This window comes from Mesorhizobium sp. AR02, from assembly GCF_024746835.1.
Taxonomy (GTDB): domain Bacteria; phylum Pseudomonadota; class Alphaproteobacteria; order Rhizobiales; family Rhizobiaceae; genus Mesorhizobium.
Window position 1 is genome coordinate 6,365,970 of sequence record NZ_CP080531.1, and the last position, 25,717, is coordinate 6,391,686.

At 62.8% G+C, this 25,717-nt stretch carries 19 protein-coding genes; 13 read left to right on the forward strand and 6 right to left on the reverse strand.

Annotated elements, in window-relative coordinates; all coding sequences use genetic code 11:
- Nucleotides 1-3: 3 nt before the first annotated feature.
- Both topA and DBIPINDM_RS35040 read right to left on the reverse strand, forming a co-directional pair.
- Nucleotides 4-2,625, reverse strand: a complete 2,622-nt coding sequence (topA, locus tag DBIPINDM_RS35035) for a type I DNA topoisomerase (RefSeq protein ID WP_258583510.1) — start codon at nucleotides 2,623-2,625, stop codon at nucleotides 4-6.
- Between the two features lie 372 nt (nucleotides 2,626-2,997).
- Complete coding sequence (locus DBIPINDM_RS35040; protein WP_258583512.1) at nucleotides 2,998-3,375, reverse strand: hypothetical protein; 378 nt, start codon at nucleotides 3,373-3,375, stop codon at nucleotides 2,998-3,000.
- Nucleotides 3,376-3,554: 179 nt separating this feature from the next.
- Here DBIPINDM_RS35040 and DBIPINDM_RS35045 point away from each other — a divergent pair, with 179 nt between their 5' ends.
- The 4 genes from DBIPINDM_RS35045 (at nucleotide 3,555) to DBIPINDM_RS35060 (ending at nucleotide 8,708) form a co-directional block, all read left to right on the forward strand.
- Nucleotides 3,555-4,301 (forward strand): cytochrome c biogenesis CcdA family protein, encoded by a 747-nt coding sequence (locus DBIPINDM_RS35045; RefSeq protein WP_258583513.1) that lies wholly within the window; start codon nucleotides 3,555-3,557, stop codon nucleotides 4,299-4,301.
- 159 nt (nucleotides 4,302-4,460) lie between these two features.
- Nucleotides 4,461-5,837, forward strand: a complete 1,377-nt coding sequence (gene glmU / locus DBIPINDM_RS35050) for a bifunctional UDP-N-acetylglucosamine diphosphorylase/glucosamine-1-phosphate N-acetyltransferase GlmU (protein ID WP_258583514.1) — start codon at nucleotides 4,461-4,463, stop codon at nucleotides 5,835-5,837.
- A 201-nt stretch (nucleotides 5,838-6,038) separates the two neighbouring features.
- Nucleotides 6,039-7,862: a glutamine--fructose-6-phosphate transaminase (isomerizing) gene (glmS, locus tag DBIPINDM_RS35055; protein WP_258583515.1), complete on the forward strand. Its 1,824-nt coding sequence runs from the start codon at nucleotides 6,039-6,041 to the stop codon at nucleotides 7,860-7,862.
- 93 nt (nucleotides 7,863-7,955) lie between these two features.
- A complete protein-coding gene (locus DBIPINDM_RS35060) occupies nucleotides 7,956-8,708 on the forward strand; it encodes a DUF502 domain-containing protein (protein WP_258583516.1) in 753 nt (250 codons plus the stop codon).
- Here DBIPINDM_RS35060 and recG read toward each other — a convergent pair.
- Complete coding sequence (gene recG / locus DBIPINDM_RS35065; protein ID WP_258583517.1) at nucleotides 8,660-10,768, reverse strand: ATP-dependent DNA helicase RecG; 2,109 nt, start codon at nucleotides 10,766-10,768, stop codon at nucleotides 8,660-8,662. The two genes, DBIPINDM_RS35060 and recG, sit on opposite strands and share 49 nt — an antisense overlap.
- A gap of 92 nt (nucleotides 10,769-10,860) precedes the next feature.
- Here recG and DBIPINDM_RS35070 point away from each other — a divergent pair, with 92 nt between their 5' ends.
- From DBIPINDM_RS35070 to DBIPINDM_RS35085, 4 genes are all read left to right on the forward strand, one after another.
- The gene (locus DBIPINDM_RS35070; protein ID WP_258583518.1) at nucleotides 10,861-11,148 is read left to right on the forward strand and encodes a succinate dehydrogenase assembly factor 2; all 288 of its coding nucleotides are present in this window, start codon (nucleotides 10,861-10,863) and stop codon (nucleotides 11,146-11,148) included.
- A 72-nt stretch (nucleotides 11,149-11,220) separates the two neighbouring features.
- Nucleotides 11,221-14,718, forward strand: coding sequence for a transcription-repair coupling factor (gene mfd, locus DBIPINDM_RS35075; RefSeq protein ID WP_258583519.1), 3,498 nt, complete (start codon nucleotides 11,221-11,223; stop codon nucleotides 14,716-14,718).
- Nucleotides 14,719-14,998: 280 nt separating this feature from the next.
- A complete protein-coding gene (locus tag DBIPINDM_RS35080) occupies nucleotides 14,999-16,372 on the forward strand; it encodes a class II 3-deoxy-7-phosphoheptulonate synthase (RefSeq protein WP_258583520.1) in 1,374 nt (457 codons plus the stop codon).
- 195 nt (nucleotides 16,373-16,567) lie between these two features.
- Complete coding sequence (locus DBIPINDM_RS35085; RefSeq protein WP_258583523.1) at nucleotides 16,568-17,137, forward strand: DUF4337 domain-containing protein; 570 nt, start codon at nucleotides 16,568-16,570, stop codon at nucleotides 17,135-17,137.
- Between the two features lie 97 nt (nucleotides 17,138-17,234).
- On the opposite strand, the gene DBIPINDM_RS35090 is transcribed toward DBIPINDM_RS35085, so the two are convergent.
- On the reverse strand, nucleotides 17,235-18,305 hold the full coding sequence (locus DBIPINDM_RS35090) for a sensor domain-containing diguanylate cyclase (RefSeq protein ID WP_258583524.1): 1,071 nt from the start codon (nucleotides 18,303-18,305) through the stop codon (nucleotides 17,235-17,237).
- 413 nt (nucleotides 18,306-18,718) lie between these two features.
- On the opposite strand from DBIPINDM_RS35090, the gene DBIPINDM_RS35095 reads away from it, so the two are divergent.
- Together DBIPINDM_RS35095 and DBIPINDM_RS35100 are read left to right on the forward strand one after the other, a co-directional pair.
- Nucleotides 18,719-19,141 (forward strand): GFA family protein, encoded by a 423-nt coding sequence (locus DBIPINDM_RS35095; RefSeq protein ID WP_258583525.1) that lies wholly within the window; start codon nucleotides 18,719-18,721, stop codon nucleotides 19,139-19,141.
- Nucleotides 19,142-19,219: 78 nt separating this feature from the next.
- Nucleotides 19,220-19,579: a diacylglycerol kinase gene (locus DBIPINDM_RS35100; RefSeq protein ID WP_258583526.1), complete on the forward strand. Its 360-nt coding sequence runs from the start codon at nucleotides 19,220-19,222 to the stop codon at nucleotides 19,577-19,579.
- A gap of 28 nt (nucleotides 19,580-19,607) precedes the next feature.
- On the opposite strand, the gene DBIPINDM_RS35105 is transcribed toward DBIPINDM_RS35100, so the two are convergent.
- Entirely contained in the window at nucleotides 19,608-20,195 is a 588-nt protein-coding gene (locus DBIPINDM_RS35105; protein ID WP_258583527.1) for a DedA family protein, read from the reverse strand.
- Nucleotides 20,192-20,755, reverse strand: a complete 564-nt coding sequence (locus DBIPINDM_RS35110) for a DUF1003 domain-containing protein (RefSeq protein ID WP_258583528.1) — start codon at nucleotides 20,753-20,755, stop codon at nucleotides 20,192-20,194. Before DBIPINDM_RS35110 ends, DBIPINDM_RS35105 begins: the two co-directional genes overlap by 4 nt.
- An 86-nt stretch (nucleotides 20,756-20,841) precedes the next feature.
- On the opposite strand from DBIPINDM_RS35110, the gene DBIPINDM_RS35115 reads away from it, so the two are divergent.
- From DBIPINDM_RS35115 to DBIPINDM_RS35125, 3 genes are all read left to right on the forward strand, one after another.
- Nucleotides 20,842-21,558, forward strand: coding sequence for a DNA-3-methyladenine glycosylase I (locus DBIPINDM_RS35115; protein WP_258583529.1), 717 nt, complete (start codon nucleotides 20,842-20,844; stop codon nucleotides 21,556-21,558).
- A gap of 90 nt (nucleotides 21,559-21,648) precedes the next feature.
- Entirely contained in the window at nucleotides 21,649-23,325 is a 1,677-nt protein-coding gene (locus DBIPINDM_RS35120) for an NAD+ synthase (protein ID WP_258583530.1), read from the forward strand.
- 372 nt (nucleotides 23,326-23,697) lie between these two features.
- The gene (locus DBIPINDM_RS35125; RefSeq protein WP_258583531.1) at nucleotides 23,698-25,503 is read left to right on the forward strand and encodes an ABC transporter ATP-binding protein; all 1,806 of its coding nucleotides are present in this window, start codon (nucleotides 23,698-23,700) and stop codon (nucleotides 25,501-25,503) included.
- Nucleotides 25,504-25,717 lie beyond the last annotated feature (214 nt).

The window sequence follows — 25,717 nt, forward strand, 5'->3', positions numbered from 1 at the left end:
GTCTTACCCTTTTTTCTTCGCCGCCGGCTTCTTGGCGGCTGTTTTCTTCGCTGCAGGCGCCTTGGCTGCTGCTGCCTTGCGGAACGGCTTCTTGCCGCCGCCGCCCTTGGCTTCCTTCTCGGCGATCAGCGCCAACGCATCCTCGATGGTCACCGATTGCGGATCCTTGCCCTTGGGCAGGGTGGCGTTGACCTTGCCGAAATTGACGTAAGGTCCGTATTTGCCGTCGCGCACGACGATCTTGCCGCCGCCGTCGGGATGGTCGCCGAGTTCCTTGAGAGCAGCGGCAGTGCCGCCGTTGCGGCCGCCCTTGCCCTTCGACTGCTTCTCGGCAATCACCGTGACGGCGCGGTTGAGGCCGATCGAGAACACATCCTCGATGCTGTCGAGATTGGCGTAGGTGCCATCATGCAGCACGAACGGACCATAGCGGCCGAGCCCGGCCGAGATCATCTTGGCCGTTTCCGGATGCTTGCCGATATCGCGCGGCAGCGCCAGCAGCGCCAGCGCCTTCTCATGGTCGATCGAGTCGGGCGTCCAGCCCTTGGGCAGGCTCGAGCGTTTGGCTTCCTTGCCATCGCCGCGCTGGAGGTAGGGGCCGAAGCGGCCTGAGCGCAGGGTGATTTCCTCCGCCGTGTAAGGATCCTTGCCGAGCACCTTGGTGCCGTCATCGCCGCCGCCATTCTCGCCATTCGGATTGGCGGCGTCGCCGAGCTGGCGGGTGAAGGAGCACTCGGGATAGTTCGAGCAGCCGACGAAAGCACCGAACTTGCCGAGCTTCAGCGACAGATTGCCGGTGCCGCATTTCGGGCAGATGCGCGGGTTCGAACCGTCTTCGCGCGTGGGGAACACCAGCGGCGCCAATTCTTCGTTCAGCGCATCGAGCACGTCGGTGACGCGCAGTTCCTTGATGTCGGCGACGGCGCCGGAAAAATCCTTCCAGAAATCGCGCAGCACGTCCTTCCAGGCGAGCTTGCCGTCCGAAATCTCGTCGAGCTTTTCCTCGAGCGATGCGGTGAAGTCGTATTCGACATAGCGCTCGAAGAAGCTTTCCAGGAAGGCCGACAGCAGGCGGCCCTTGGCCTGCGGCACCAGCCGGCGCTTGTCGATCGTGACGTAATCACGGTCTTCGAGCGTCTTCAGGATCGCGGTGTAGGTCGAGGGGCGGCCGATGCCGAGCTCTTCCAGCTTCTTGATCAGCGTCGCCTCGGAGTAGCGCGGCGGCGGCTCGGTCGTGTGCTGGGTGGCGTTGATCGCCTGGCGGGCAAGCTGCTCGCCGGCGCGGATCTCCGGCAGGCGACGGTTTTCCTCGTCTTCCGCGTCGTCGTCCTTCTGGTCGGTGTAGGCGGCGATGAAACCGTCGAAGCGAACGACCGAACCCACAGCGCGAAGCTCGGCGGTGCGGGCGCCGTTCACCGCCTCGATCTCGACAGTGGTGCGCTCGATCTCGGCCGGCTGCATCTGGCTGGCAATGGCGCGCTTCCAGATCAGCTCATAGAGCCGCATCTGGTCGGAATCGAGATATTGCCGGACCGATGCCGGGGTGCGCATGAAATCCGTCGGGCGGATGGCTTCGTGCGCTTCCTGGGCGTTCTTGGCCTTGGCGGTGTATTGGCGCGGCTTTTCCGGCAGGTACTTTGGGCCGAATTCCTTGGCGATGGCGTCGCGGGCAGCGTCGATCGCCTCCGGCGCCATCTGCACGCCGTCGGTTCGCATATAGGTGATCAGGCCGGTGGTCTCGCCGCCGATCTCCATGCCTTCATAGAGCCGCTGCGCCACTTGCATGGTGCGGGTGGCCGAAAAACCGAGACCCGATGAGGCCGCCTGCTGCAGCGTCGAGGTGGTGAAGGGCGGGCCGGGGTTGCGCTTGGTCGGTTTGGCTTCGACGGATAGCGCCTTGAAGGTCGCGCCTTCAAGCATTCCCTTGATGTCGTCGGCTTGCGCCTTGTTGGCAATGTCGAGCTTTTGCAGCTTCTTGCGCTCGAAGGCGGTCAGCCGCGCTTCGAAAGTCTCGTTGCGCGGCGTGCCCAGCAGGGCGGCGATCTGCCAATATTCCTCGCGGATGAAGCGCTCGATCTCGGATTCGCGGTCGCAGACCAGGCGCAGCGCCACCGACTGGACGCGGCCGGCCGAGCGGGCGCCCGGCAGTTTGCGCCACAGCACCGGCGACAGCGTGAAGCCGACGAGATAGTCGAGCGCCCGGCGGGCGAGATAGGCATCGACCAGCGGCGCATCGATCTGGCGCGGATTGGCCATGGCTTCCAGCACCGACGATTTGGTGATGGCGTTGAAAACGACGCGGCTGACGGTCTTGTCCTTCAATGCGCGCTTCTGCTTCAGCACCTCCAGCACGTGCCAGGAGATGGCTTCGCCTTCGCGATCCGGGTCGGTGGCAAGGATCAGGCCATCGGCATCCTTGACCGCCTTGGCGATGTCGGCGAGCCGTTTGCCCGAAGCGGTGTCGACCGCCCAGGACATGGCAAAATCCTCATCCGGGCGCACCGATCCGTCCTTGGCCGGCAAATCGCGGACATGGCCGAACGAGGCCAGAACCTTATAGTTCCTGCCGAGATATTTGTTGATTGTCTTCGCCTTGGCCGGCGATTCGACGACGACGACGTCCATGAGGTCTCATATCAGCTGTGGTGCGGCAGAAGAATTCCGCTGCGCGCGACGAAATCTCGTTCTATTTGCCGCTCACATGGCCGCGCTTTTGCATCCGGTCAAGGGGAAGCGCCCAAATTGCCGGGCTGTCCGCAGCAATACACTCTTAGAGTGTATGGAGAAAATCACAGAATTTGGCTCGGAGAAGATGACGGTCCCGAGCCGGCTGAAATGGCTCGGTTTCATGTTTGCATCGAGTCGAGGAAGAATCCGCCGCAATGCCGCACCGAGGCGTGGGCGCTACGGTTCACAAACAAGCTGGCCGCCGGATCGAGGAAGGATGTCCGGCGACCAGTCCATATCCCGCCAGCGAGCGGATATGGCACTGAGGGTTCAGTCAGCTTTGGCGGTATGCCAGACGCCGGCGACGCCATCGCCGCTCACATCTCCGGCTTTCTTGTCCTTGATGAATGTGTAAAGCGGCTTTCCGTCATAGGCCCACATCTTGGTGCCGTCGGTACGGTCGACGATTGTCCATCCTTCGGAAGTCTTCGCGCCGGCCTCGGCCTTCAGCGGTGGCCAGTTGGCGGCGCATTTGTCGTAGCAGTTCGACTTGCCTTTCTCGTCCTTGTCGTAGGTATAAAGCGTCATGCCCTTGGCATCGGTGTAGATTTTGGTGCCTCCGACATCGGCTTCCTTCCACGCTTCGGCAGCGAAGGATGCCGCAGTGCTGAGCAGAAGCGCGGTCAGCCCTATGGTTATGGTTTTCATGGAAATCTCCCTGGCTGATAGTGGAGGCGCGCGGGAAATCGCGGCCTCTTTACATCAACGTCCAACGCAGCTGCTTTCGTCCCCGACGCTCACATGCGGCCATCACTTTCCACACAATGGTGATTGGCAGAGATACTTGACCGTCGCTATATCGTCGCCAAAACAGTCGGAGTTTTTGAATGGCACTGGACATCGGCTATGTCAGCGCGGTCGGGGCGGGGGCGATCTCGTTCCTGTCGCCTTGCGTGCTGCCGCTGGTGCCGCCCTATCTCTGCTATATGGCCGGCGTGTCGGTCGACGATTTTCGCGGCAATGCGGGTGTGACAGCCCGGGAAGGTACGCGCGGTGCGCTGCTTTATTCCTCGATCGCCTTCGTGCTCGGCTTCTCGACCGTGTTCGTCGCGCTCGGCGCCGGCGCCTCGACCATCGGTCGGCTGCTGCGCGTCTGGCAAGAGCCGCTGGCGATGGGCGCCGGCGTGCTGATCATCCTGATGGGGCTGAATTTCCTCGGCATCCTGCGCATTCCGCTGTTGTCGCGCGAGGCGCGCTTTCAGTCACAGGGCAAGCCGGCCAGTGCCGTCGCCGCCTATGTCATGGGGCTCGCCTTCGCCTTTGGCTGGACACCCTGCATCGGCCCGGTGCTGGGGCCGATCCTGACGCTGGCCGGCGGCCGCGAAACCGCGGGCGAGGGCGCGCTGCTGCTCGCCGCCTATTCGCTTGGGCTTGGTATTCCCTTCCTGATCGCCGCCCTGTTTTCCGGCGCCTTCATGCGCTTCCTCGGCAAATTCCGCGTCCATCTCGGCCGCGTCGAAAAGGCGATCGGCGCGCTGCTGGTCGTCGCCGGCGTGTTTTTCCTCACCGGCGGCGTGCAGACGGTATCCTATTGGCTGCTGGAGAATTTCCCGGTGCTGGGGCGGCTGGGGTAAGTCCCCCACTGCTTTTGCTGTAAAGGATCTGGCAGTGGATCTACTGATTAAAAGTCAGTTGCTCTCCACCACCTCACCGGAATTTAACCGCATTGGTGCAGCATGGCGCCACTGCTATCCTGTCTTGATTCCCAACCCTTTTCCTATGGTTGTTCGCCTATGAGCCAGAGATCCTGCCTGTCCGTCATCCTCGCCGCCGGTGAAGGTACGCGCATGAAGAGCGCGCTGCCGAAGGTGCTGCACCTGATCGCGGGGCTGCCGATGGTCGCCCATGTCGTGAAGGCGGCCGACGCCGCCGGTGCCAGCAGCGATGCGATCGTGATCGGCCACGGCGCGGAAGAGATGCGCAAGGCGGTGGCGAAGTTCGCACCCAAGGCCGAGGCTTTCGTGCAAGAAGAGCGCCTGGGTACGGCGCATGCGGTTCTTGCCGCACGTGAAGCGATATCAAGGGGTTATGACGACATCCTGGTGATGTTCGGCGACACGCCGCTGATCGATGCGGAAGCGCTGAACTTGGCTCGGCTGAAACTCGCCGAAGGTGCGGCCGTCGTGGTGATCGGCTTCCGTCCGCCCGTTGCAAACGGCTACGGCCGGCTGGTCGAAAAAGGCGGCAAGCTGATCGCCATCCGCGAGGAAAAGGACTGCTCCGAAGCGGAGAAGAAGATCAACTTCTGCAATGCCGGCATGATGGCGGTGGCCGGCGCCCACGCGCTGAAGTTGCTCGACGCGGTCGGTAACAAGAATGCCAAGGGTGAGTATTATCTCACCGACATCGTCGAGATCGCGGGCGCGCAAGGTCTCGATGTCGTCGCCACCGAAGCCAGTTTCGAGAATGCACTCGGCATCAACAACCGCGCCGAACTGGCGCAGGCCGAAGGCATCTGGCAGGCACGCCGCCGGCAGGAGGCGATGCTGTCGGGCGTGACGCTGATCGCGCCGGAGACCGTGTATTTCTCGCACGACACCGAGATCGGCGCCGACACGCTGGTCGAACCCAATGTCTGGTTCGGCCCGGGGGTAAAAATTGCTGGCGGCGCCAAGATCCATGCCTTCAGCCATATCGAAGGGGCAACCATTGCTGCGAACTGCGATGTGGGCCCGTTTGCGCGGCTGCGGCCAGGCGCCGATCTCCGGGACAAAGCAAAAGTCGGCAATTTCTGCGAGGTCAAGCAGGCTGTCATCGAGGAGGGCGCCAAGGTCAACCATCTGACCTATATCGGCGATGCCCGCGTCGGCGCGGGCGCCAATATCGGCGCCGGCACCATCACCTGCAACTATGACGGCTATTCGAAATTCTTTACCGACATCGGCGAGGGCGCCTTTGTCGGCTCGAATTCCTCGCTGGTGGCGCCTGTCACGATCGGCAAGGGCGGCTACATCGCTTCCGGCAGCGTCATCACCGAAAGCGTTCCCGACGATGCGCTGGCCTTCGGCCGCGCCCGCCAGAAGACCATCCCCGGCAAGGGCAAGGAATTGCGCGAGCGTTTTGCCTCGGCCGCGGCGGCGAAGAAGAAGGCTGCTGGCGCCGACCACTAACGGTCAGCTGGCAGGTTTGCTTCCTTCCCAAAGCAATCGAAAAACCGAACGATTGCAGTAACGGGATTGCAAGAGCGGTCTGGCATGGTGCATGCCTGCGCAACCGTCCGTTACACCGGACGAAATGCAATGTGACTTTCACGGCAGGCCGGCCATTCCTAAATAGCGCTGGTTTTGCATGGGGAATCGGGGACTGTCTGCATGTGCGGTATCGTTGGAATCATCGGCCATTCGCAGGTTGCGCCGCTCATCGTCGACGCCCTGAAACGGCTCGAATATCGCGGCTATGACTCGGCCGGCGTCGCCACCATCGAGCGTGGTCAGCTCGCCCGCCGGCGCGCCGAAGGCAAGCTGATCAACCTCGAGCGCCGTCTCAGGGACGAGCCGCTCGACGGCACGATCGGTATCGGCCACACGCGCTGGGCAACCCATGGCGTGCCCAACGAGATCAATGCGCATCCGCATTTTTCCGACGGTGTCGCCATCGTCCATAACGGCATCATCGAGAATTTTTCCGAGCTGCGCGACGAGTTGATCCGTGACGGTTATGCCTTCTCGTCGCAGACCGACACCGAGGTTGTCGCCCATCTGGTGGCGCACGAACTCGCCAAGGGGCTGAAGCCGGTCGAGGCCGCGCACCAGGCGCTGAAGCGGCTGGAAGGCGCCTTTGCGCTGGCGATCATGTTCAAGGGCGACGAGAACCTGATCGTCGGCGCCCGCAACGGTCCGCCGCTTGCCGTCGGCCATGGCGATGGCGAGATGTTCTTGGGCTCCGATGCCATCGCGCTCGCGCCGTTCACCAATTCGATCACCTATCTCGAAGACGGCGACTGGGCTGTGGTGCGCCGCGACAGCGTCGCCATCTTCGACATCGACGGCAAAAAGGTCGAGCGCAAGCGGCAGCAGTCGCTGTCGACCAGCTTCATGGTCGACAAGGGCAACCGGCGCCATTTCATGGAGAAGGAAATCCATGAGCAGCCCGAGGTGATCTCGCACACGCTGGCGCATTATGTGGATTTCGTCTCCGGCGTCTCGAAGCCGCTCGATCTGCCGTTCGATTTCGCCAAGATCGGCCGGCTGGCGATCTCGGCCTGCGGCACTGCCTATCTCGCCGGCCTGATCGGCAAATACTGGTTCGAGCGCTATGCGCGGCTGCCGGTCGACATCGATGTCGCCTCGGAGTTCCGCTATCGCGAAATGCCGCTGTCGGCCAACGATGCCGCTTTCTTCATCTCGCAGTCGGGTGAGACCGCCGACACGCTGGCCTCGCTGCGCTACTGCCGCAAGGCCGGCATGAAGATCGGCGCCGTCGTCAATGTGCGGGAATCGACCATGGCGCGCGAATCCGACGTCGTGCTGCCGACGCTGGCCGGGCCGGAGATCGGCGTCGCCTCGACCAAGGCTTTTACCTGCCAGCTATCCGTCCTGGCGTCTCTCGCCGTGCGCGCCGGCGTGGCGCGCGGCACGATTTCGAAGGAGCAGGAAAAGACCCTGGTGCGCGCGCTTTCGGAAGCGCCGCGCTATGCCAACCAGGTGCTCAAGCTCGAAGAGCAGATCGAGCGCATCGCGCGCGAACTGTCGCGCTACAAGGACGTGCTCTATCTCGGCCGCGACACCAATTTCCCGCTGGCCATGGAAGGCGCGCTGAAACTCAAGGAAATCTCCTATATCCACGCCGAAGGCTATGCGGCGGGCGAGTTGAAACATGGGCCGATCGCGCTGATCGACGAGAACATGCCGGTCATCGTGATCGCGCCGCATGACCGCATCTTCGAGAAAACCGTGTCGAACATGCAGGAAGTGGCGGCGCGTGGCGGCAAGATCATCCTGATCACCGACAGCAAGGGCGCAGCGCACTCAAGCGTGAAGACGATGGAGACGATCATCCTGCCGGATGTGCCGGAAATCATCTCGCCGATCATCTACGCGCTGCCGATCCAGATGCTGGCCTATTTCGCCGCCGTGTTCATGGGCACCGACGTCGACCAGCCGCGCAATCTGGCGAAGTCGGTGACGGTGGAGTAGGCGCTTTTTAAACAGGCGCCTTTAAAAACTTCGCAGTTCCAAACCGGGCTACGGTTCACTAATGTTGCGCTGCAACCCGCGCCCCGGTGAACCATGTCCGATGCTCCCAAGACCTCCGGCATGACCCGGCTGAGGAACTATTTCCTCACGGGCTTCATCGTCTGCGCGCCTTTGGCGATCACCGCCTATATCGCCTGGTCGTTCATCGGCTGGGTCGATTCCTGGGTAAAGCCCTATATTCCGGCGCGTTACAGCCCCGACACCTATCTGCCATTTCCGGTCCCGGGATTCGGGCTGATCGTTGCACTGATCCTGATCACGCTGATCGGTTTTCTCACCGCCAACATTGTCGGCCGCGCCATTGTCGGTTTCGGTGAGCGCCTGCTTGGCCGCATGCCGCTGGTGCGCGGCATCTATGGCTCGCTGAAGCAGATTTTCGAGACCGTGCTGTCGAACAAGGGCGACATGTTCCGCCAGGTCGGGCTGGTCGAATATCCGCGCAAGGGCGTGTGGTCGCTGGTCTTCGTCGCCGGCGGGAAGGAAACCGAGATCAATGAGAAGCTCGATCAGGAAGGCGATCCGCTGATCGCCGTGTTCATGCCTTGCACGCCGAACCCGACGACCGGCTTCCTGATGTATGTGCTGAAGTCGGACATTGTGCTGCTCGACATGACGATCGAGGATGGCGCCAAGCTGATCGTGTCGGCCGGGCTGGTGGCGCCCGAAGTGAAGAGCAAGATGGTGACGCTGAATGGCGAGCCGATCAACGGAACGGTGGCCAATCCGCCGCTAGGATCTCATCCGGCGCGCAAAAGCCGTACGGCCTCGTCGCGGCCGAACAAATAGAGCAGCAGGCGCAGCGCCTCGCCGCGGTCGGATTGCAGCTCCGGGTCGCGCGACAGGATCAGCCTGGCATCGTCGCGGGCGGCCTCCAGCAGGTCGGCATGCGCCTCGATGCGCGCCACCTGGAAACCCGGTGTACCCGACTGGCGGGTGCCCAGAAGTTCGCCTTCGCCGCGCAATTTCAGATCCTCCTCGGCGATCAGGAAACCGTCCTCGGTCTCTCGCATCACCGACAGCCGGCGTTTTGCCGTCTCGCCGAGCGGGTCCTTGTAGAGCAGCACGCAGGAGGATGGCTTGTCGCCGCGCCCGACCCGGCCGCGCAGCTGGTGCAGTTGCGCAAGGCCAAAGCGCTCGGCATGTTCGATGACCATGACGGTGGCGTCCGGCACATCGACGCCGACCTCGATGACCGTGGTGGCGATCAGGATGCGCGTCTCGCCCTCTTTGAAGGCGCGCATCGCCTCATCCTTCTCGGCGCCCTTCATGCGGCCGTGGACGAGGCCGATGCGGTCGCCGAACAGCGGCTTCAGCGAAGCGAAGCGATCCTCGGCCGACATCAGCTTGATCTCTTCGGATTCCTCGACCAGCGGACAGATCCAGTAGACTTTCTGGCCCCCGGCGACTGCGTCCTCCATGCGGCCAACCAGTTCGTCGAGCCTCTCTAGCGGCAAGGTGACGGTGCGGATCGGCTGGCGGCCGGCCGGCTTCTCCGTCAACTTGGAGACATCCATGTCGCCGAAGGCGGTTAGCACCAGCGTGCGCGGGATCGGTGTCGCGGTCATCACCAGCATGTCTGGCGCGTCGCCCTTGGCGGTGATGGCAAGCCGCTGGTGGACGCCAAAACGATGCTGCTCGTCGATGACGGCCAGGACCAGATCGTGGAAAGTGACCGTCTCCTGGAACAGCGCGTGGGTGCCGACGACGATGTCGATCTCGCCGCTTGCGAGGCCGGCGAGCGTTTCGGTGCGCTCGCGGCCCTTTTCGCGGCCGGTCAGAATGGCAATGCGCAGCCCGACCTTGGCGGCGAGCGGAGCAATCGTCGCCAGATGCTGGCGGGCCAGGATTTCGGTCGGCGCCATCAGCGCCGCCTGGCCGCCGGCCTCGACCGCGCGTGCCATGGCAAGCAACGCGACCACCGTCTTGCCGGAGCCGACATCGCCCTGCAGCAGCCGCAGCATGCGCTCGGGGTCGGCAAGGTCAGCATTGATTTCAGCCAGCGCGAATTCCTGGCTTGATGTCAGTGAATAGGGAAGGGCGGCACGCAGTTTCTCGACGATGCGGCCGTCGCCGACCAGCGGGCGGCCGGACAGGCGGCGGATCTTTGACCGGACCAGCGCCAGCGAGACCTGGCCCGCCAGCAATTCGTCATAGGCAAGACGCCGCCAGGCCGCGCCATCGATGGAAACATCGATAGGGTCGGCCGGATTGTGGATGCGGGCGAGCGCGTCGGCAAAGGCCGGGAAAGTGTGCCGGCGCATGAAGGCGCCATCCTGCCATTCCGGCAATTCGGGCAAGCGCGCCAGCGCCTGACCGATCGCCCGGCGCAGCACCTTGCCCGAAAGCCCGGCGGTGAGCGGATAGACCGGTTCGACCAGCGGCAGGTTTTCCGCCTCGCTGGCCAGCGCGATATGGTCGGGGTGGACCATGGTCGGGCGGCCGTTGAACCATTCCATGCGGCCCGAGACCACGACATGCTCGCCGACAGGCATTGCCTTTTCGAGATAGGCGGCATGCGCATGGAAAAAGGTCAGGCCGATTTCGCCGGTATCGTCATGAGCGTAGACCCGGTAGGGCACCGACCGGTTGCCACGCGGCGGCGGCTGGTGGCGGTCGATGCGCACGTCGAGCGTTACGATCTGGCCTTCCGCGGAACCTGCAATGCCCGGCCGGCTGCGGCGGTCGATGACGGTATGCGGCAGCACGAACAGAAGATCGCCGGCACGTGCGGCGCGATCGCCGAGATCGGCGGCAACAACCTTCTCGATCAGCGCGCCAACCTTCGGCCCGACGCCGGCAAGCGAAGTGATCGGAACAAACAGCGGATCGAGGATGGAAGGACGCATGATGTCAGCTTATGTCGCGACGGCCGCAGCGCAAGGCTGACAGCCCCTTCTATCCACGCTATATGCGCCGCAGCAAGTGAGGATGCGGCACAATGACTGGAACGAAACGATCAAGCGAGGGGCTGGACGCCCGCCGCCGCAAGCTCTTGTTCCGTTCCTGGCATCGCGGCATGCGCGAGATGGATTTGATCCTCGGCACCTTCGCCGATACCGAGATCGGTGCCTTGACGGCTAAGGAAATCGACCAATATGAAGGGCTTCTCGATATTCCCGACACCGAATTCCTGCCGCTGATCACTGGCGAACGCCCGGTGCCGGCGGATATCGATTGTGCCGTCCTGCAAAAGATCCTGGCGTCCCGCCGGACCATGACATTCTGAACACAAGCAATTCCAGGAAAAGTGCGAAGCGGTTTTCCGTCCGGAATTGCGACAAAACAAGACCGTGATTTGATGAGCCTCATTCCCACCATTGGCCTGCCGAAAGGCCGCGCCGGCCAGTTCATCGTCGACGGGGTCGCCGATGGCTACGAGGCGTTTGCGCTGGTGCAGGCCGCCCTCGAAATCGCACCCGACAAGCCGGTGCTGTTCGTGGCGCGCGACGGACAGCGCCTGCCGGCGATCATCGAGGCGCTGGCCTTCGCCGCACCCGGCCTGCCGGTGCTGGAACTGCCGGCCTGGGACTGTCTGCCCTACGATCGCGTTTCGCCCGGTTCGGACGCCGCAGCCAAGCGCCTCGACGCGCTGACCGCCATGATCGCGCTGGCGAAGAAACCGCATCGCGCCGTCATCCTCACCACCGCCAATGCGTTGCTGCAGCGCATTCCGCCGGCCGACCTGGTCGAGGCGCAGACTTTCCACGCCAGGCCCGGCAACCAGATCGACATGAACGCGCTGGTGTCGCGGCTGGAAACATCGGGGTTCGAACGCGTGCCGACCGTGCGCGGCGTCGGTGAATTCGCGGTGCGCGGCGGCATTCTGGACCTCTTCGCCCCCGGCTGGACCGAGGCGCTGAGGCTCGACTTCTTCGGCGATACACTGGAATCGATCCGGGTCTTCGATGCCGCCACCCAGCGCACCACCGGCCAGCGCAAGTCGATGGCGCTGCAGGCGATGAGCGAAGTAGCGCTGACGCCCGAAACCATCAGCCGCTTCCGCCGCTCCTATATCGAGGCCTTTGGCGCACCCCAGCGCGACGACGGGCTCTATGCAGCGGTCAGCGAAGGCCGGCGCTTCGCCGGCATGGAGCACTGGCTGCCGTTCTTCTATGAGCGGCTGGAGACCGTATTCGACTATCTCCCTGACACGCCGGTCATCTTCGATCACTTGGCGCATGAGGCGCTGGCCGAGCGCCACACGCTGATCCTCGACCACTATGAAGCGCGCAAAAAGCAGGCCGATGCCGCATTGAAGGATGCCGTGCCCTACAAGCCGGTGGCACCGGACCTGCTTTACCTCTCGCCGGAAAACCTGATCGCCTCGCTCGGGCCAAGGGAAGCGATCGACTTCACGCCCTTTGATGCGCCCGATGCCGGCGCGAAAAAGGTCTATCACGCCGGCTCGCGCCATGGCCGCAGCTTCGTCGAGGAGCGCGCCGACCCCAACGCCAACGTCTTCGACGTCGTCGTCAGGCACCTTGCCGACGAGCGCGCGGCGCGCCGGCGTGTCGTGGTCGCGGGCTGGACCGAAGGCTCGCTTGACAGGCTTGGGCAGATTCTGGCCGAGCATCATCTCGGCAATCTCAAGCAGGTGGAAACACTTGCGGAAGCCGAACAGCTCGAGCCGGGGCAGGCGGCATTGGCCGTATTGCCGCTCGAATCCGGCTTCGAGACCGAAAAACTGGTCGTCGTCGCCGAACAGGATATTCTGGGCGACCGGCTGATCCGGCGTTCGAAGCGCAAGAAGCGCGCTTCCGACTTCATTGCCGAAGCCTCGGCCTTGTCGGCCGGCGATATCGTCGTCCATGCCGACCATGGCATTGGTCGCTTCATCGGCCTGCGCACCATCGAAGCCGTTGGTGCGCCGCATGATTGCCTGGAAATCCACTATGCCGGCGATGACCGGCTGTTCCTGCCGGTGGAAAATATCGAGCTCCTGTCGCGCTACGGCTCCGATTCCGCCGAGGCGACGCTGGACAAGCTTGGCGGCGGCGCCTGGCAGTCGCGCAAGGCAAAGCTGAAGCGGCGCCTGCTCGACATGGCCGGTCAGCTGATCCGCATCGCCGCCGAGCGGCAGATGCGCGCCGCGCCGGCGCTGGTGCCGGCCGAAGGCCTCTATGACGAATTCTCAGCCCGTTTCCCCTATGAGGAGACCGACGACCAGCAGACGGCGATCGACTCGGTCAGGGATGACCTTGGCGCCGGCAAGCCGATGGACCGGCTGATCTGCGGCGATGTCGGCTTCGGCAAGACCGAAGTGGCGCTGCGCGCCGCCTTCATCGCGGCGATGGAAGGGTTCCAGGTCGCCGTGGTGGTGCCGACGACGCTGCTATCGCGTCAGCATTTCAAGACGTTTTCGCAGCGTTTTTCCGGCCTGCCGATCCGTGTCGCCCAGGCCTCGCGGCTGGTGGGCGCCAAGGAACTGACGGAAACCAAAAAGGGCATCGCCGAGGGCCAGGTCGACATCGTCATCGGCACCCATGCGCTGCTCGGCTCCGCCATCTCGTTCAAGAATCTCGGCCTGCTGATCATCGACGAGGAGCAGCATTTTGGCGTCAAGCACAAGGAACGGCTGAAGGATCTGAAGACCGACGTCCACGTGCTGACGCTGTCGGCAACGCCGATCCCGCGTACCTTGCAGCTGGCGCTGACGGGCGTGCGCGAACTGTCGCTGATCGCCACGCCGCCGGTCGACCGCATGGCGGTGCGCACCTTCATTTCGCCCTTCGATCCGCTGGTCATTCGCGAGACGCTGCTTCGCGAGCGCTATCGCGGCGGGCATTCCTTCTATGTCGTTCCACGCATCAGCGATCTCGCTGAAATCCATGATTTCCTGAAGGAAACTGTCCCCGAATTGAAGGTGGCGGTGGCTCATGGCCAGATGCCACCGGGCGAACTCGACGACATCATGAACGCCTTCTATGACGGCCAGTACGATGTGCTTCTGTCGACGACCATCGTCGAATCCGGCCTCGACATTCCGACCGCCAACACGCTGATCATCCATCGCGCCGACATGTTCGGCCTGTCGCAGCTCTACCAGCTGCGCGGCCGCGTCGGGCGTTCGAAGGTGCGCGCCTATGCGCTGTTCACGCTGCCGGCCAACCGCAAGCTCACCGACACCGCCGAGCGCCGGCTGAAAGTGCTGCAGTCGCTCGACACGCTGGGTGCCGGCTTCCAGCTCGCCAGCCACGATCTCGATATCCGTGGCGCCGGCAATCTTCTCGGCGAGGAGCAGTCGGGCCATATCAAGGAGGTCGGCTTCGAGCTCTACCAGCAGATGCTGGAGGAGGCGGTGGCCGAGGTGAAGGATTCCGGCGAGGTCCAGGATGGCGGCTGGTCGCCGCAGATCGCCGTCGGCACGGCGGTGATGATCCCGGAAAGCTATGTGCCGGACCTGCAGCTCAGACTGGCGCTCTACCGCCGTCTCGGCGACCTCGAAAACACCGAGGAGATCGATGCTTTCGGCGCGGAACTGATCGATCGGTTCGGGCCGCTGCCGGACGAGGTGAAGCATCTCCTGAAGATCGTCTTCATCAAGGCGCTTTGCCGCAAGGCCAATGTCGAGAAGCTCGACGCCGGGCCGAAGGGCGTCGTCATCCATTTCCGCAAGCGCGAATTCTCCAACCCGGTCGGGCTGGTCAAGTTCATCGGCGAGCAGGGCTCTCTGGCCAAGATCCGGCCGGACCACAGCGTTGTCTTCGTGCGCGATTGGCCGACGCCGGACAAGCGCCTGGCGGGTTCGGCGGTGGTGATGACACAGCTGGCAAGGCTGGTGGAGAAGGCGGCCTGAGGTGCATTGATATTCAGGTGATGCCGGCCTGCAAATGGCTGATACCTGCGCTTCCGGTGCTCACGGACCCAAATGTCCGCTGCGCTCCGGTTCTCGGTATCAGCCATTTTCGGCTCGCCCTGACCTGAATCTCAACGCACTCAGCACCGCTTGTGCATTCGCCAGCACTGAAATTCCGGTCTAGAATAGGAAATCGGCTTCGTGTATGGAGCCGCCACCCCATATAGGGGCGGGAAAAGGCGGGCGAGGGTGCTCGCCGGAAAGAACGTTGGGTGCAGCGATGACGAAATGGTCGCCGAATTCGTGGAGAACAAAGCCGATCAAGCAGGTTCCTGCCTATCCGGACCTTGCCGCGCTCAAGAACACGGAAGCCCAGCTCGCCACCTTCCCGCCGCTGGTTTTTGCCGGTGAAGCGCGCAAGCTGAAGAAGCAGCTCGCGGCTGTGGCAAATGGCGACGCCTTCCTGCTCCAGGGCGGCGATTGCGCCGAGAGCTTTGCCGAGCACGGCGCGGACAATATCCGCGACTTTTTCCGCGTCTTCCTGCAGATGTCGGTCGTGCTGACCTTTGCCGGCGCGCAGCCGGTGGTGAAGGTCGGCCGCGTCGCCGGCCAGTTCGCCAAGCCGCGCTCGTCCGACAACGAGACCAAGGGCGATGTGACTTTGCCGAGCTATCGCGGTGACATCATCAACGGCATCGAATTCGACCAGAAGTCGCGCATTCCCGATCCCGCGCGCCAGGAAATGGCCTATCGCCAGTCGGCGGCGACGCTCAACCTTCTGCGCGCGTTCGCGCAGGGCGGCTATGCCAGCCTGGAGAACGTGCATCGCTGGATGCTCGGCTTCGTCTCCGACAGCCCGCAAGGCGAAAAATACGAGTCACTCGCCAACCGCATCACCGAGACGATGGACTTCATGAAGGCCGTCGGCATCACCTCGGAAACCAATTACGCGCTGCGCGAGACCGATTTCTACACCAGCCATGAAGCGCTGCTGCTCGGCTATGAGGAGGCGCTGACCCGTGTCGATTCGACCTCGGGCGACTGGTACGCCACCTCGGGCCACATGATCTGGATCGGCGACCGCACCCGGCAGCCCGACCACGCCCATGTCGAATATTGCCGCGGCATCAAGAACCCGCTCGGCCTGAAATGCGGCCCGTCGCTGACGCCGGACGGCCTGCTGGAGCTTATCGACCTGCTCAACCCCGAGAACGAGCCCGGCCGGCTGACGCTGATCGCGCGCTTTGGTTCGGACAAGGTCGCCGATCACCTGCCGAAGCTGGTGCGCGCGGTGCAGAAGGAAGGCCGCAGCGTGGTCTGGTCGTCGGACCCGATGCATGGCAACACCATCGAGGCCGCCGGCTACAAGACGCGGCCGTTCGACCGCATCCTGAAGGAGGTGCAGACCTTCTTCGAGGTGCACCGCGCCGAAGGCACGCATCCCGGCGGCATCCATGTCGAGATGACCGGCAAGAACGTCACCGAGTGCACCGGAGGTGCGCGCGCCATCACGGCCGAGGAATTGCAGGACCGCTACCACACCCATTGCGACCCGCGCCTCAACGCCGACCAGGCGATCGAACTGGCCTTCCTGGTGTCGGATCTCTTGAAGAAAAGCCATCCGGTGCAGCAAAAGCAGGCCGTCAACGGCTGATCCTGCCGACCTCAATCGACCAACACGTGAAGGCGCCTGAGAAATCCGGCGCCTTTTTCTTGTTCCGGGACGATGTTGTCCAGGCGGTCGTCACGTCAAACCTTACGAAAATTTATACTGACGCGACCTCTGCAAAACCAAGATTGGGGTGAAGGTTCGCGGTCGACCCAATCAACGCTGGCCAGGATTCGACGAATGGCAATGGAAGACGCTACCCAGGAGCACCTTGAGAATGCCGAGCATGCCGAACATGCCGCGCGTGAGGGCAATGCCTTTCTGACCACGGTCTCCGTCACCATAGCGGTGCTGGCGGTTCTCGCCGCGACGGTCGGCAGCTTCGAGTCCCTCGAAACCGCGGAGGCGATCAACGACAAGAGCGAGGCGGCCTATCTCCAAAACAAGGCCAGCGATCAGTGGAGTTTCTTCCAGGCAAAGAGCATCAAGAAGAACAGCTATGAGATAGCGGCGGCGATGGGCGGCCCCGGAACCGACCAATTCCAGGCCGCTGCGAAGCGCAATGAAGCCGATGGCGCGGAGATCCAGGCCAAGGCGACCGAATTTGAAAAGCAGGTCGATGAAAAGCTGCGCGATAGCGACGTGCGCGAACATCGTCACCATGTCCTGACGTTTGCGGTGACGCTGCTGCACATCTCGATCGCCGTCGCGACACTCTCCATCATCACCCGTGGCAAACGCTGGCCGTGGATAGGCTCGCTGGCGCTGGGCGCCCTGGGCGTGATCGCCGCCGGCTTCGCCTATGTTTGATTGGGCCGACGTCTATGTCTGATGGACCCGACACCCCAGCCGGGCATCGCCATCCAATTGGAAAGACGCGTGCACTGCCGGTGGACGGCGACCGGCGTCAGTCCTTCTTGTAGAGCAGCCAGCTCTTGCCGGCGCGGCCGGCCATCGTCGAATGCTTGGTGACACGGTTGCGCCCGCTGACCTTCGACCGGTAGAGCGCCCGGTCGGCCTTGGTGTAGAGGTCCTCCGGGCCTTCGGCCTCGGATGCCATGCAGATGCCCATCGAGACCGTCACGGTGCCGTAGTTCATGCCTGTCTGGCTGCTGATGAACGGCGTCTGCTCGATCAGGGCGCGAATGCGCTCGGCGATCTCGTAGGTGGCGTCTTCGCTGGCGCCCTCGATGATCAGCGCGAATTCCTCGCCGCCGGTGCGGGCTACGAACATGTCACCGCGAATGCTGGTCTGGAAAATCTCGGCAACGATCTGGATGATCTTGTCGCCGACAGGATGGCCGTAGCGGTCGTTGATATCCTTGAACCGATCGATGTCGGCAAGGATCAAGGCATTGAACAGGATACCCTTGTTGCTGGTGTATATCCGGGTGATTTCCTTGTCGAAGGCGCGCCGGTTCCAGATCTGGGTCAACGGATCCGTGTTGGCCAGCCGCTTGTATTCCTCGAGCTTCGACTTGACGCTCTCGAGTTCGGCCGTCTTGTCGCTAAGCGTCGAGGCGACCTGCCGGCCGTGATCGATGGTCGAATTGGTGGCAACCGACATGGCGTTGGCGATCTTATGCAGAAGATCCTGGGAGAGAAGGCTGCGGCTGCTCAGGCCACTCGATGTCTCGTCGAGAATCCTGCCATATTTCTCAATGTGGCTGCGCTCGCTTCGCAACAGCGAAGCGACGTCCTCGAGCTCCCTGGCGATGACGTCTCGGGCATGCTCGACGATACTGGGACCGTGATTCTGGGCGAAGAAAGCGCGCCCGATCTTATCCAGCTCGTCCTGTGTCGGCCGACTGCTCAGAGCAAGGACGGCGAGACTGAGCTCGCGGTTGGTGCCGCTCAATGCCTCGTAGAAGATCTCGTAGTTGCGCGGCAGGCCAAGCACGCCAAGCTGGCGCATGGTCGCGACAACCGTGGCTGCGATATCGGTGCTTCGTTCGGTTGGGGCGGCTGCCGGCTGCATGTCTGATTCACTCTTCCCCTCGGATCCCGACTCGGAATTTGCGGATTCCATCGATCGCCGACCTGGCGAGCGCGACCCGATAGTCCAGAACATCTTGCGAAGAGACGCGTCCCCACCCGCGATCTCGCTTGGCGTGACCATAATTGCGGCAGCGCTAAAGTTTCCTTAATTCGCACGACTTCCACAGGTTTTTCTCTACCTGTGGCTGTAGAAGCATAAATTTTTGCACCATCGTCGCGGACAACACCCAGTTTGGCGGCTTTGAATTCGAAATCCGCGTGGCGCACTGCTGAAAATGAAACTGAGTTTCGAATTCACGACGCCAGTGGATGTCGTATTTGCTTGCGCGTAACCACCGCAAAGCTGGAATCCTGGCAGCGATGCTGGACGAGGTTTCTTCAAGGGGTGCCAAAATGAGCGACAGTCACCAGGGATCATGCCTGTGCGGAGCGGTTCGCTTCCGGACACGCGGAGCATTGCGCGGCGTCATCTATTGCCATTGTTCGCAGTGCAGGAAACAGAGCGGGCATTTCTATGCCGCGACCAATGTCGCAGACGCCGATATCGCCATCGAGGGCGGGGAAAACATCACCTGGTACGAGGCATCGTCGTTCGCCAAACGTGGGTTTTGCAAGACATGCGGATCGTTGCTGTTCTGGAAACCGCATGACGACGCCTATGTCTCGGTCCTGGCGGGATCGTTCGACGCCCCGACAAGCCTTCAGGGTCAATGTCATATCTTCGTTAGCGACAAGGGCGACTATTATTCGATCGACGACGCGCTGCCGCAATTCGAAAGGTCAACGCCATCGATCAAGGTGCTGCCAGGCGAATGAATTTTGGACGAGACGCCTTATTCCCTTGATCGGGCCGTTGCTTTATCTCGTGCCGGTAATTCGGAAAGAGGTCTGGGCATGCAGCGGCTGATCGACGCTTTTATCAATTCAGTGCGGGCGTTTCGCAAGCTGGCCGCCAGCGAGAAGGCATTCCAGCAGGAGCTGATGCTCCTTGCGCTTGCCTTGCCGGCCGGGTGGTTCGTTTCGGTGTCGTGGCGTGGCTATGCGCTGCTGATCGGGGCGGTGCTGCTCCTGATCATGGTCGAGGTGCTGAACACCGGCATCGAGGCGGCCTGCGATGCCTTTAGCCGCGAGTTCAATGTCGACATCCAGCTGGCCAAGGATTGCGGTTCGCTGGCGGTGCTGATTTCGGTGGTCATCGTCGCCGGGGTCTGGGGCATCGCGCTCATCGAGCGGATCACCGGCTTTCCTATCTGACCTTCCGCGCGACCATGGGGCGGCGGCATCACTGCTCCCGGTTGCGCTCCCGCTTGGCGATGTGGCGGGCGGCAAGCCAGGCAAGCACGGCCACGGTGAGGCCGATGCCAAGCCCGATCAGCAGCCGTTCGTGGCGCAGCAACGCCTGGCCGACGAAGTGCTCGGCACCCAACCCGAAAACGTAGCCGATTAAGCTGAACAGCACCGCCCAGATCACCGATGAGATGGCGTTGAGGATGACGAAGCGCGGCGCCGCTATGGTCGATAGGCCTGCGGCGACGCCGCCGACCAGGCGCATGCCATAGACATAGCGGTTCGACAGCACGAAGATATTGGGATGGGTGTTGAGCAGCCGGTAGGCGCGGCGGAAGCCGGGCCGCCGACGCAGCCTGACGACATGGCGGTTATCGGCGAAACTTCTTCCCAGGATGAAGAAGAAGGTGTCGCCGACGAAGGCGCCGAGCGATGCGGCGACAAAGGCATGCCACAGCACGAAAACATGCTGGTGGGCGAAGAAGCCGCCGAGGATGGCGGCACTTTCCCCCTCGGCGACACAGCCGAGAAAGACGGCAAGCAGCCCATACTGTTCGATGAAATGATGGATCGCTTCGGTCATGAAGCCGACTGCTGCTGCGCCAGCCTGTCGTCGATCCGCTTGACCACTTCCGCCAGCCGCACGATCTCCTCGCGCATGCCGATGATCTGGCTGTGGCGCAGTTCATCCAGCTTTTCGTGAAGCGCCATGATCTCGATCTCGGCCTTCAGATTGACCTCGTAGTCGTGGGCGGCATCGATGCGGTCGCGTTCGGTCTGGCGGTTCTGCGCCATCATGATCACCGGCGCCTGCAAGGCGGCGACCATCGACAGCACCAGATTGAGGAAGATGAACGGGTAGGGGTCGAAGGCATCGCGCGTCAAAAGCCAGACGTTGCCAACGGTCCACAGGACCAGGAAGGCGAGGAAGGCCAGGATGAACGACCATGAGCCGCCGATGCGGGCGATCGTATCGGCAAGGCGGTCGCCGAAGGTCTGGTGGAAAGCGACCGCCTTGTTGGTGTCCCTGGAGATCGTGGTGCGTTCGAGCGTCGATTGCAGCACCCGGCTTTCGAGCACACTCAGGCCATCCGGCCGTCGCTTGAGCCAGCGGTTCGCCAGCTCGTCGATTGTCTTGTTCATGGCCGTCTCCGTCGTCAGTGGAGATAGACGTAGAGGCTGCCGGGCTTCGCGGGAAGTGTTACATTCAAGCCAATAGCGAGGGACCCATGGCCGATTTCCAGAAAATTCGCCTGCGCGCGGCAAAACGCAAGGGCGGCGAAGCGGAGCTTTCAACGCTGCTGGGGCCGGTGCCCGACAATGCCGCCGTCGCTGACATCCCGGACGACCGCATTCTCTCGACCATGGCCGAGCGGATCTTCGCCGCCGGTTTTGTCTGGCGCGTCATCGAACAGAAATGGCCCGGTTTCGAGGAGGCGTTTCTGCGCTTCGAGCCGAAGCGGCTGTTGTTCCAGCCTGACGATTTCTGGCACGATCTGGCTTCCGACCAGCGCATTGTGCGCAACCCGCAGAAAATCAAATCCGTGCGCGACAACGCCGCTTTCGTCGAACGCGTCTCCAAGGAACATGGCGGCTTCGGCGAATTCCTCGCCAACTGGCCAGCCGACGACCAGGTCGGGCTGATGGCCTATCTCGGCAAGCATGGCAGCCGGCTGGGCGGCAACACCGGCCAGTATTTCCTGCGCTGGCTGGGCTGGGATGCCTTCGTCATTTCGGCCGACATGGCGGCAGCCCTTCGCGACGCCGGCCTCGACATCGCCGAAAGCCCGACCTCGAAGAAGGACCTCGACAAGATCCAGGCCCAGATCAATCAATGGGTGGCGGACACGGGCCTGCCGCGCCGGCACATTTCGCGCGTCCTGGCGATGTCGATCGGCGAGAACCATTCTCCGCAGTCGTTGCGCGAGTATATGGGCGACGACTGATCGTCGACCATATACACGGATAACATCCGTTCGAATTGGTCCAAACGAACGCCATTGCTCGGGCAATTCCGCCGCGCTAAGTCAGCAGGCATGACCAAGAAGCCCGACATACTGCGCATCGCAATCGCCCAGCTCAACCCGACCGTCGGCGATGTCGCCGGTAACCTCGCCAAGGCGCGCGAGGCGAGGGCGGATGCCGCGCGGCAGGGCGCCGATCTGGTGCTTTACACCGAGCTTTTCCTTGCCGGTTACCCGCCTGAAGATCTGGTGCTGAAGCCGGCCTTCCTGAAGGCCTGCGAAAAGGCGGCGCAAGAGTTTGCCGCTGATACTGCCGATGGCGGCCCCGGCGTCATCATCGGCACGCCGCTGAAGCGCAAGAGCGGCACGCACAATTCGATCATCGTCGCCGATGGCGGCAAGATCATCGCCGAACGCTACAAGCTCGACCTGCCGAACTATGGCGAGTTCGACGAAAAGCGTGTGTTCCAGGCTGGGCCGGAGATCCAGGGCCCTGTCAATTTCCGTGGCGTGCGCATCGGCATTCCGATTTGCGAGGACATCTGGGGCGATGTCGGTATCTGCGAATCGCTGGCCGAAAGCGGGGCGGAAATCCTGCTGGTGCCGAATGGCTCGCCTTACTATCGCGCCAAAATCGATGTCCGCCACCAGGTGGTAATCCGCCAGGTGATCGAGTGTGGGCTGCCGATCACCTATGCCAATCAGCTTGGCGGCCAGGATGAGTTGATCTTCGACGGCGCTTCGTTTGCCATCGGCGCTGACAAGACATTGGCTTTCCAGATGAGCCAGTTCGAGGAAGCGGTCGACGTCATCACATGGAAGCGCGGGGAGGACGGCTGGGTCTGTTCGGAAGGGCCGATGTCGAAGATCCCGGAGCGGGAAGAGGCCGATTATCGCGCTTGCATGCTGGGCCTGCGCGACTACGTCAACAAGAATGGCTTCAAGAACGTCGTGCTTGGCCTGTCCGGCGGTATTGATTCGGCGATCTGCGCTGCCCTTGCCGTCGATGCGCTCGGCGAGGAGCGGCTGCGGGCGGTGATGATGCCGTACCGCTATACGTCGAAGGATTCGCTCAAGGACGCCGAGGACTGCGCCCGCGCGCTCGGCTGCCGCTATGACATCGTGCCGATCTTCGAGCCGGTCGAAGGCTTTTTGCATACGCTGACGCAGCTTTTCGAAGGCACCAAGGAAGGCATCACCGAGGAAAATCTGCAGAGCCGCGCGCGCGGCACCATCCTGATGGCGATGTCCAACAAGTTCGGCTCGATGGTGGTTACGACAGGCAACAAGAGCGAGATGTCGGTCGGCTATGCCACGCTCTATGGCGACATGAATGGCGGCTTCAATCCGATCAAGGATCTCTACAAGATGCAGGTCTACGCGCTGTCGCGCTGGCGCAACAACCACGTGCCGCCGGGCGCGCTCGGTCCCTCGGGTGAGGTCATCCCGAAGAACATCATCGACAAGGCGCCGTCGGCGGAACTGCGCGAGAACCAGACGGATCAGGATTCGCTGCCGCCCTATCCGGTGCTGGACGACATCCTCGAATGCCTCGTCGAAAACGAGATGGGCGTCGACGACATCGTCGCGCGCGGCCATGACCGGGCGACGGTGACGCGCATCGAGCATCTGCTCTACATCGCCGAATACAAGCGCCGGCAGGCGGCGCCGGGCGTGAAGATCACCCGGAAGAACTTTGGCCGCGACCGCCGCTATCCCATCACCAACCGTTTCAGGGATCGTGGGTAAGCGCAGTTCGCCCTTTGTTGCAAAATAACATCAGTGCTTGGACCAGATAGGCTTTTTGGCGTGAGCTTGTCTTGGCGGTCAGTCAGGCCGTCACTATAAAGACCGTTCCGCGATTCATTTGCGGGAGGTCCGAATGGCAGTATTTGAAATGCGAGGCCGCGAAGCCTAGGTCTCTACCGGCGCTCCGCGAAGGTCGATCCTTCGCATCGGAGCCGGTTTGAGCACAGGCTTATGCCGATGCCGGTCGCCGCCCGATTACGGGCGTGACGCCAAAATATGCCACTCCGCTTCTGGGCAATCATCAGCCCCTTGCGCGGCTTCTTCAATTTTCGACCTTACTGGGATCGGGCTCGTTTGCGCCCGAATGACATCATGGCTCGTTTCAAGATCGATTTGCGCGCGAGCGCCTTTCGCAGCGTTCTTGGTTTCACGCTCACCCATTGGCGGCGCCAGCCCTGGCGGCTTTCGCTGATCATGGGTGGTTTCCTGCTGTCGACGCTGGCCGACGTCCTGACGCCGCTCTATTCCGGCCGGCTGGTCGACGCCGTCGCCAGCAGTGCCGGCGCGGACGCGATTGCCTGGAATGCCGCGATGACGGCGTTCTCCATCCTGATGGCGCTGGCGCTGACGGGCGTCGTGCTGCGCAACCTGGCGTTCATGGGTATCGTCGAACTGACGCTGAAGATGATGGCCGACATCGCCGCCGATGCCTTCCATCGCGTCCAGCGCTTTTCCACCGACTGGCATGCCAACTCGTTTGCCGGGTCGACCGTGCGCAAGGTGACGCGCGGCATGTGGGCGCTCGACCTGCTCAACGACACCATCCTGATCGCGCTGTTGCCGTCGGTGGTCATGCTCGTCGGCTCGACACTGCTGCTTGGCTGGTTCTGGCCGCTGATGGGTGCGGTCGTTGCCGTCGGCTCGGTGCTGTTCATCATGGTGACGGCGATGCTGTCGCTTGGCTATGTCGCGCCGGCGGCGAGGCTCGCCAACACCTGGGACACGCGCCTCGGCGGTTCGCTCGCCGACGCGGTGAGCTGCAACGCCGTGGTCAAGGGCTTTGGCGCCGAGGAGCGCGAGGAGGGCCGCCTCGCCAGGGTGGTCGCCAAATGGCGGGCGCGCACGCGACGCACCTGGGTGCGCGGCACCATCAACGGCACCACGCAAGGGGCGCTGCTGCTGGTCATGCGCGCCGCGGTCATCGGCCTGGCGCTGCTGCTGTGGTCGTGGGGGCAGGCGAGCGCCGGCGACGTCGCCTTCGTGCTGACTTCGTTCTTCGTGCTGCAGGGCTATCTCAGGGACATCGGCACGCATATCCGCAATTTGCAGCGTTCGATCAACGACATGGAGGAACTGGTCGATTTCCAGTCCGAACCGCTCGGCATCGAGGACCGGCCCGGCGCCAAGCCGATCCGGATCACGCAAGGGGACATCAGCTTTGACACCGTCACGTTTCACTATGGCAGTCACCGGTCGCCGCTCTATCGCGACTTTTCGGTCGATATCGCGCCGGGGGAGCGTGTCGGGCTCGTCGGCCACTCCGGGTCGGGCAAGACAACCTTCGTCAAGCTCATCCAGCGGCTCTATGACGTGAATGCGGGCAAGATCCTGATCGACGGCCAGGATATCTCAGAGGTGGCGCAGGCGTCGCTGCGCGGGCAGATCGCCATCGTCCAGCAAGAGCCGATCCTGTTCCATCGGTCGCTGGCCGAGAACATCGCCTATGCCAGGCCGAGCGCGACGCAGGAGGAGATCGAGCATGCGGCGAAGCTGGCAAGCGCACACGACTTCATCACCAGCCTGCCGAAGGGCTACGGCACGCTGGTCGGTGAACGCGGTGTCAAACTGTCGGGCGGTGAGCGGCAACGCGTGGCGATCGCGCGCGCTTTCCTGGCCGATGCGCGCATCCTGATCCTGGACGAGGCGACATCGAGCCTCGATTCGGAATCGGAGGTGCTGATCCAGCAGGCGATGGAACGGCTGATGGTCGGCCGCACCACGCTGGTCATCGCGCACCGGCTGTCGACGGTGCGGGCGCTCGACAGGCTGCTGGTCTTCGATCGCGGCAAGATCGTCGAGGAGGGCTCGCATGACGATCTGATCCGGCTGAAGGGCGGCATCTACCGCCGCCTGTTCGAGCGCCAGGCGCTCGAGCTGACCAAGGGGCTTGTCGTCTGACCTCAGGTGGCCTCCGGTTTCGGCCGGAGGCCACCTTTATCAGGCGCTATCAGGTCGGGCGGTGCGGAGACGAACCTCTCGTGAACGCATCGGCGAGGCATGTCCGAAATCCCTGTCACTCAGCGTTTGCCGGCCGAGCGAAGCCGTGACGCCAGGCGGTATCCAATTCTTTTCCATATGCTGAGTTTTGAGATGTTTTGTTTAAGATGTCGAT

Excerpts from the sequence above, each read along its gene's own strand:
- topA (WP_258583510.1), bottom strand. The coding sequence starts at position 2,625 with ATGGACGTCGTCGTCGTCGAATCGCCGGCCAAGGCGAAGACAATCAAC.
- DBIPINDM_RS35040 (WP_258583512.1), bottom strand. The coding sequence starts at position 3,375 with ATGAAAACCATAACCATAGGGCTGACCGCGCTTCTGCTCAGCACTGCG.
- DBIPINDM_RS35045 (WP_258583513.1), top strand. The coding sequence starts at position 3,555 with ATGGCACTGGACATCGGCTATGTCAGCGCGGTCGGGGCGGGGGCGATC.
- glmU (WP_258583514.1), top strand. The coding sequence starts at position 4,461 with ATGAGCCAGAGATCCTGCCTGTCCGTCATCCTCGCCGCCGGTGAAGGT.
- glmS (WP_258583515.1), top strand. The coding sequence starts at position 6,039 with ATGTGCGGTATCGTTGGAATCATCGGCCATTCGCAGGTTGCGCCGCTC.
- DBIPINDM_RS35060 (WP_258583516.1), top strand. The coding sequence starts at position 7,956 with ATGTCCGATGCTCCCAAGACCTCCGGCATGACCCGGCTGAGGAACTAT.
- recG (WP_258583517.1), bottom strand. The coding sequence starts at position 10,768 with ATGCGTCCTTCCATCCTCGATCCGCTGTTTGTTCCGATCACTTCGCTT.
- DBIPINDM_RS35070 (WP_258583518.1), top strand. The coding sequence starts at position 10,861 with ATGACTGGAACGAAACGATCAAGCGAGGGGCTGGACGCCCGCCGCCGC.
- mfd (WP_258583519.1), top strand. The coding sequence starts at position 11,221 with ATGAGCCTCATTCCCACCATTGGCCTGCCGAAAGGCCGCGCCGGCCAG.
- DBIPINDM_RS35080 (WP_258583520.1), top strand. The coding sequence starts at position 14,999 with ATGACGAAATGGTCGCCGAATTCGTGGAGAACAAAGCCGATCAAGCAG.
- DBIPINDM_RS35085 (WP_258583523.1), top strand. The coding sequence starts at position 16,568 with ATGGCAATGGAAGACGCTACCCAGGAGCACCTTGAGAATGCCGAGCAT.
- DBIPINDM_RS35090 (WP_258583524.1), bottom strand. The coding sequence starts at position 18,305 with ATGCAGCCGGCAGCCGCCCCAACCGAACGAAGCACCGATATCGCAGCC.
- DBIPINDM_RS35095 (WP_258583525.1), top strand. The coding sequence starts at position 18,719 with ATGAGCGACAGTCACCAGGGATCATGCCTGTGCGGAGCGGTTCGCTTC.
- DBIPINDM_RS35100 (WP_258583526.1), top strand. The coding sequence starts at position 19,220 with ATGCAGCGGCTGATCGACGCTTTTATCAATTCAGTGCGGGCGTTTCGC.
- DBIPINDM_RS35105 (WP_258583527.1), bottom strand. The coding sequence starts at position 20,195 with ATGACCGAAGCGATCCATCATTTCATCGAACAGTATGGGCTGCTTGCC.
- DBIPINDM_RS35110 (WP_258583528.1), bottom strand. The coding sequence starts at position 20,755 with ATGAACAAGACAATCGACGAGCTGGCGAACCGCTGGCTCAAGCGACGG.
- DBIPINDM_RS35115 (WP_258583529.1), top strand. The coding sequence starts at position 20,842 with ATGGCCGATTTCCAGAAAATTCGCCTGCGCGCGGCAAAACGCAAGGGC.
- DBIPINDM_RS35120 (WP_258583530.1), top strand. The coding sequence starts at position 21,649 with ATGACCAAGAAGCCCGACATACTGCGCATCGCAATCGCCCAGCTCAAC.
- DBIPINDM_RS35125 (WP_258583531.1), top strand. The coding sequence starts at position 23,698 with ATGGCTCGTTTCAAGATCGATTTGCGCGCGAGCGCCTTTCGCAGCGTT.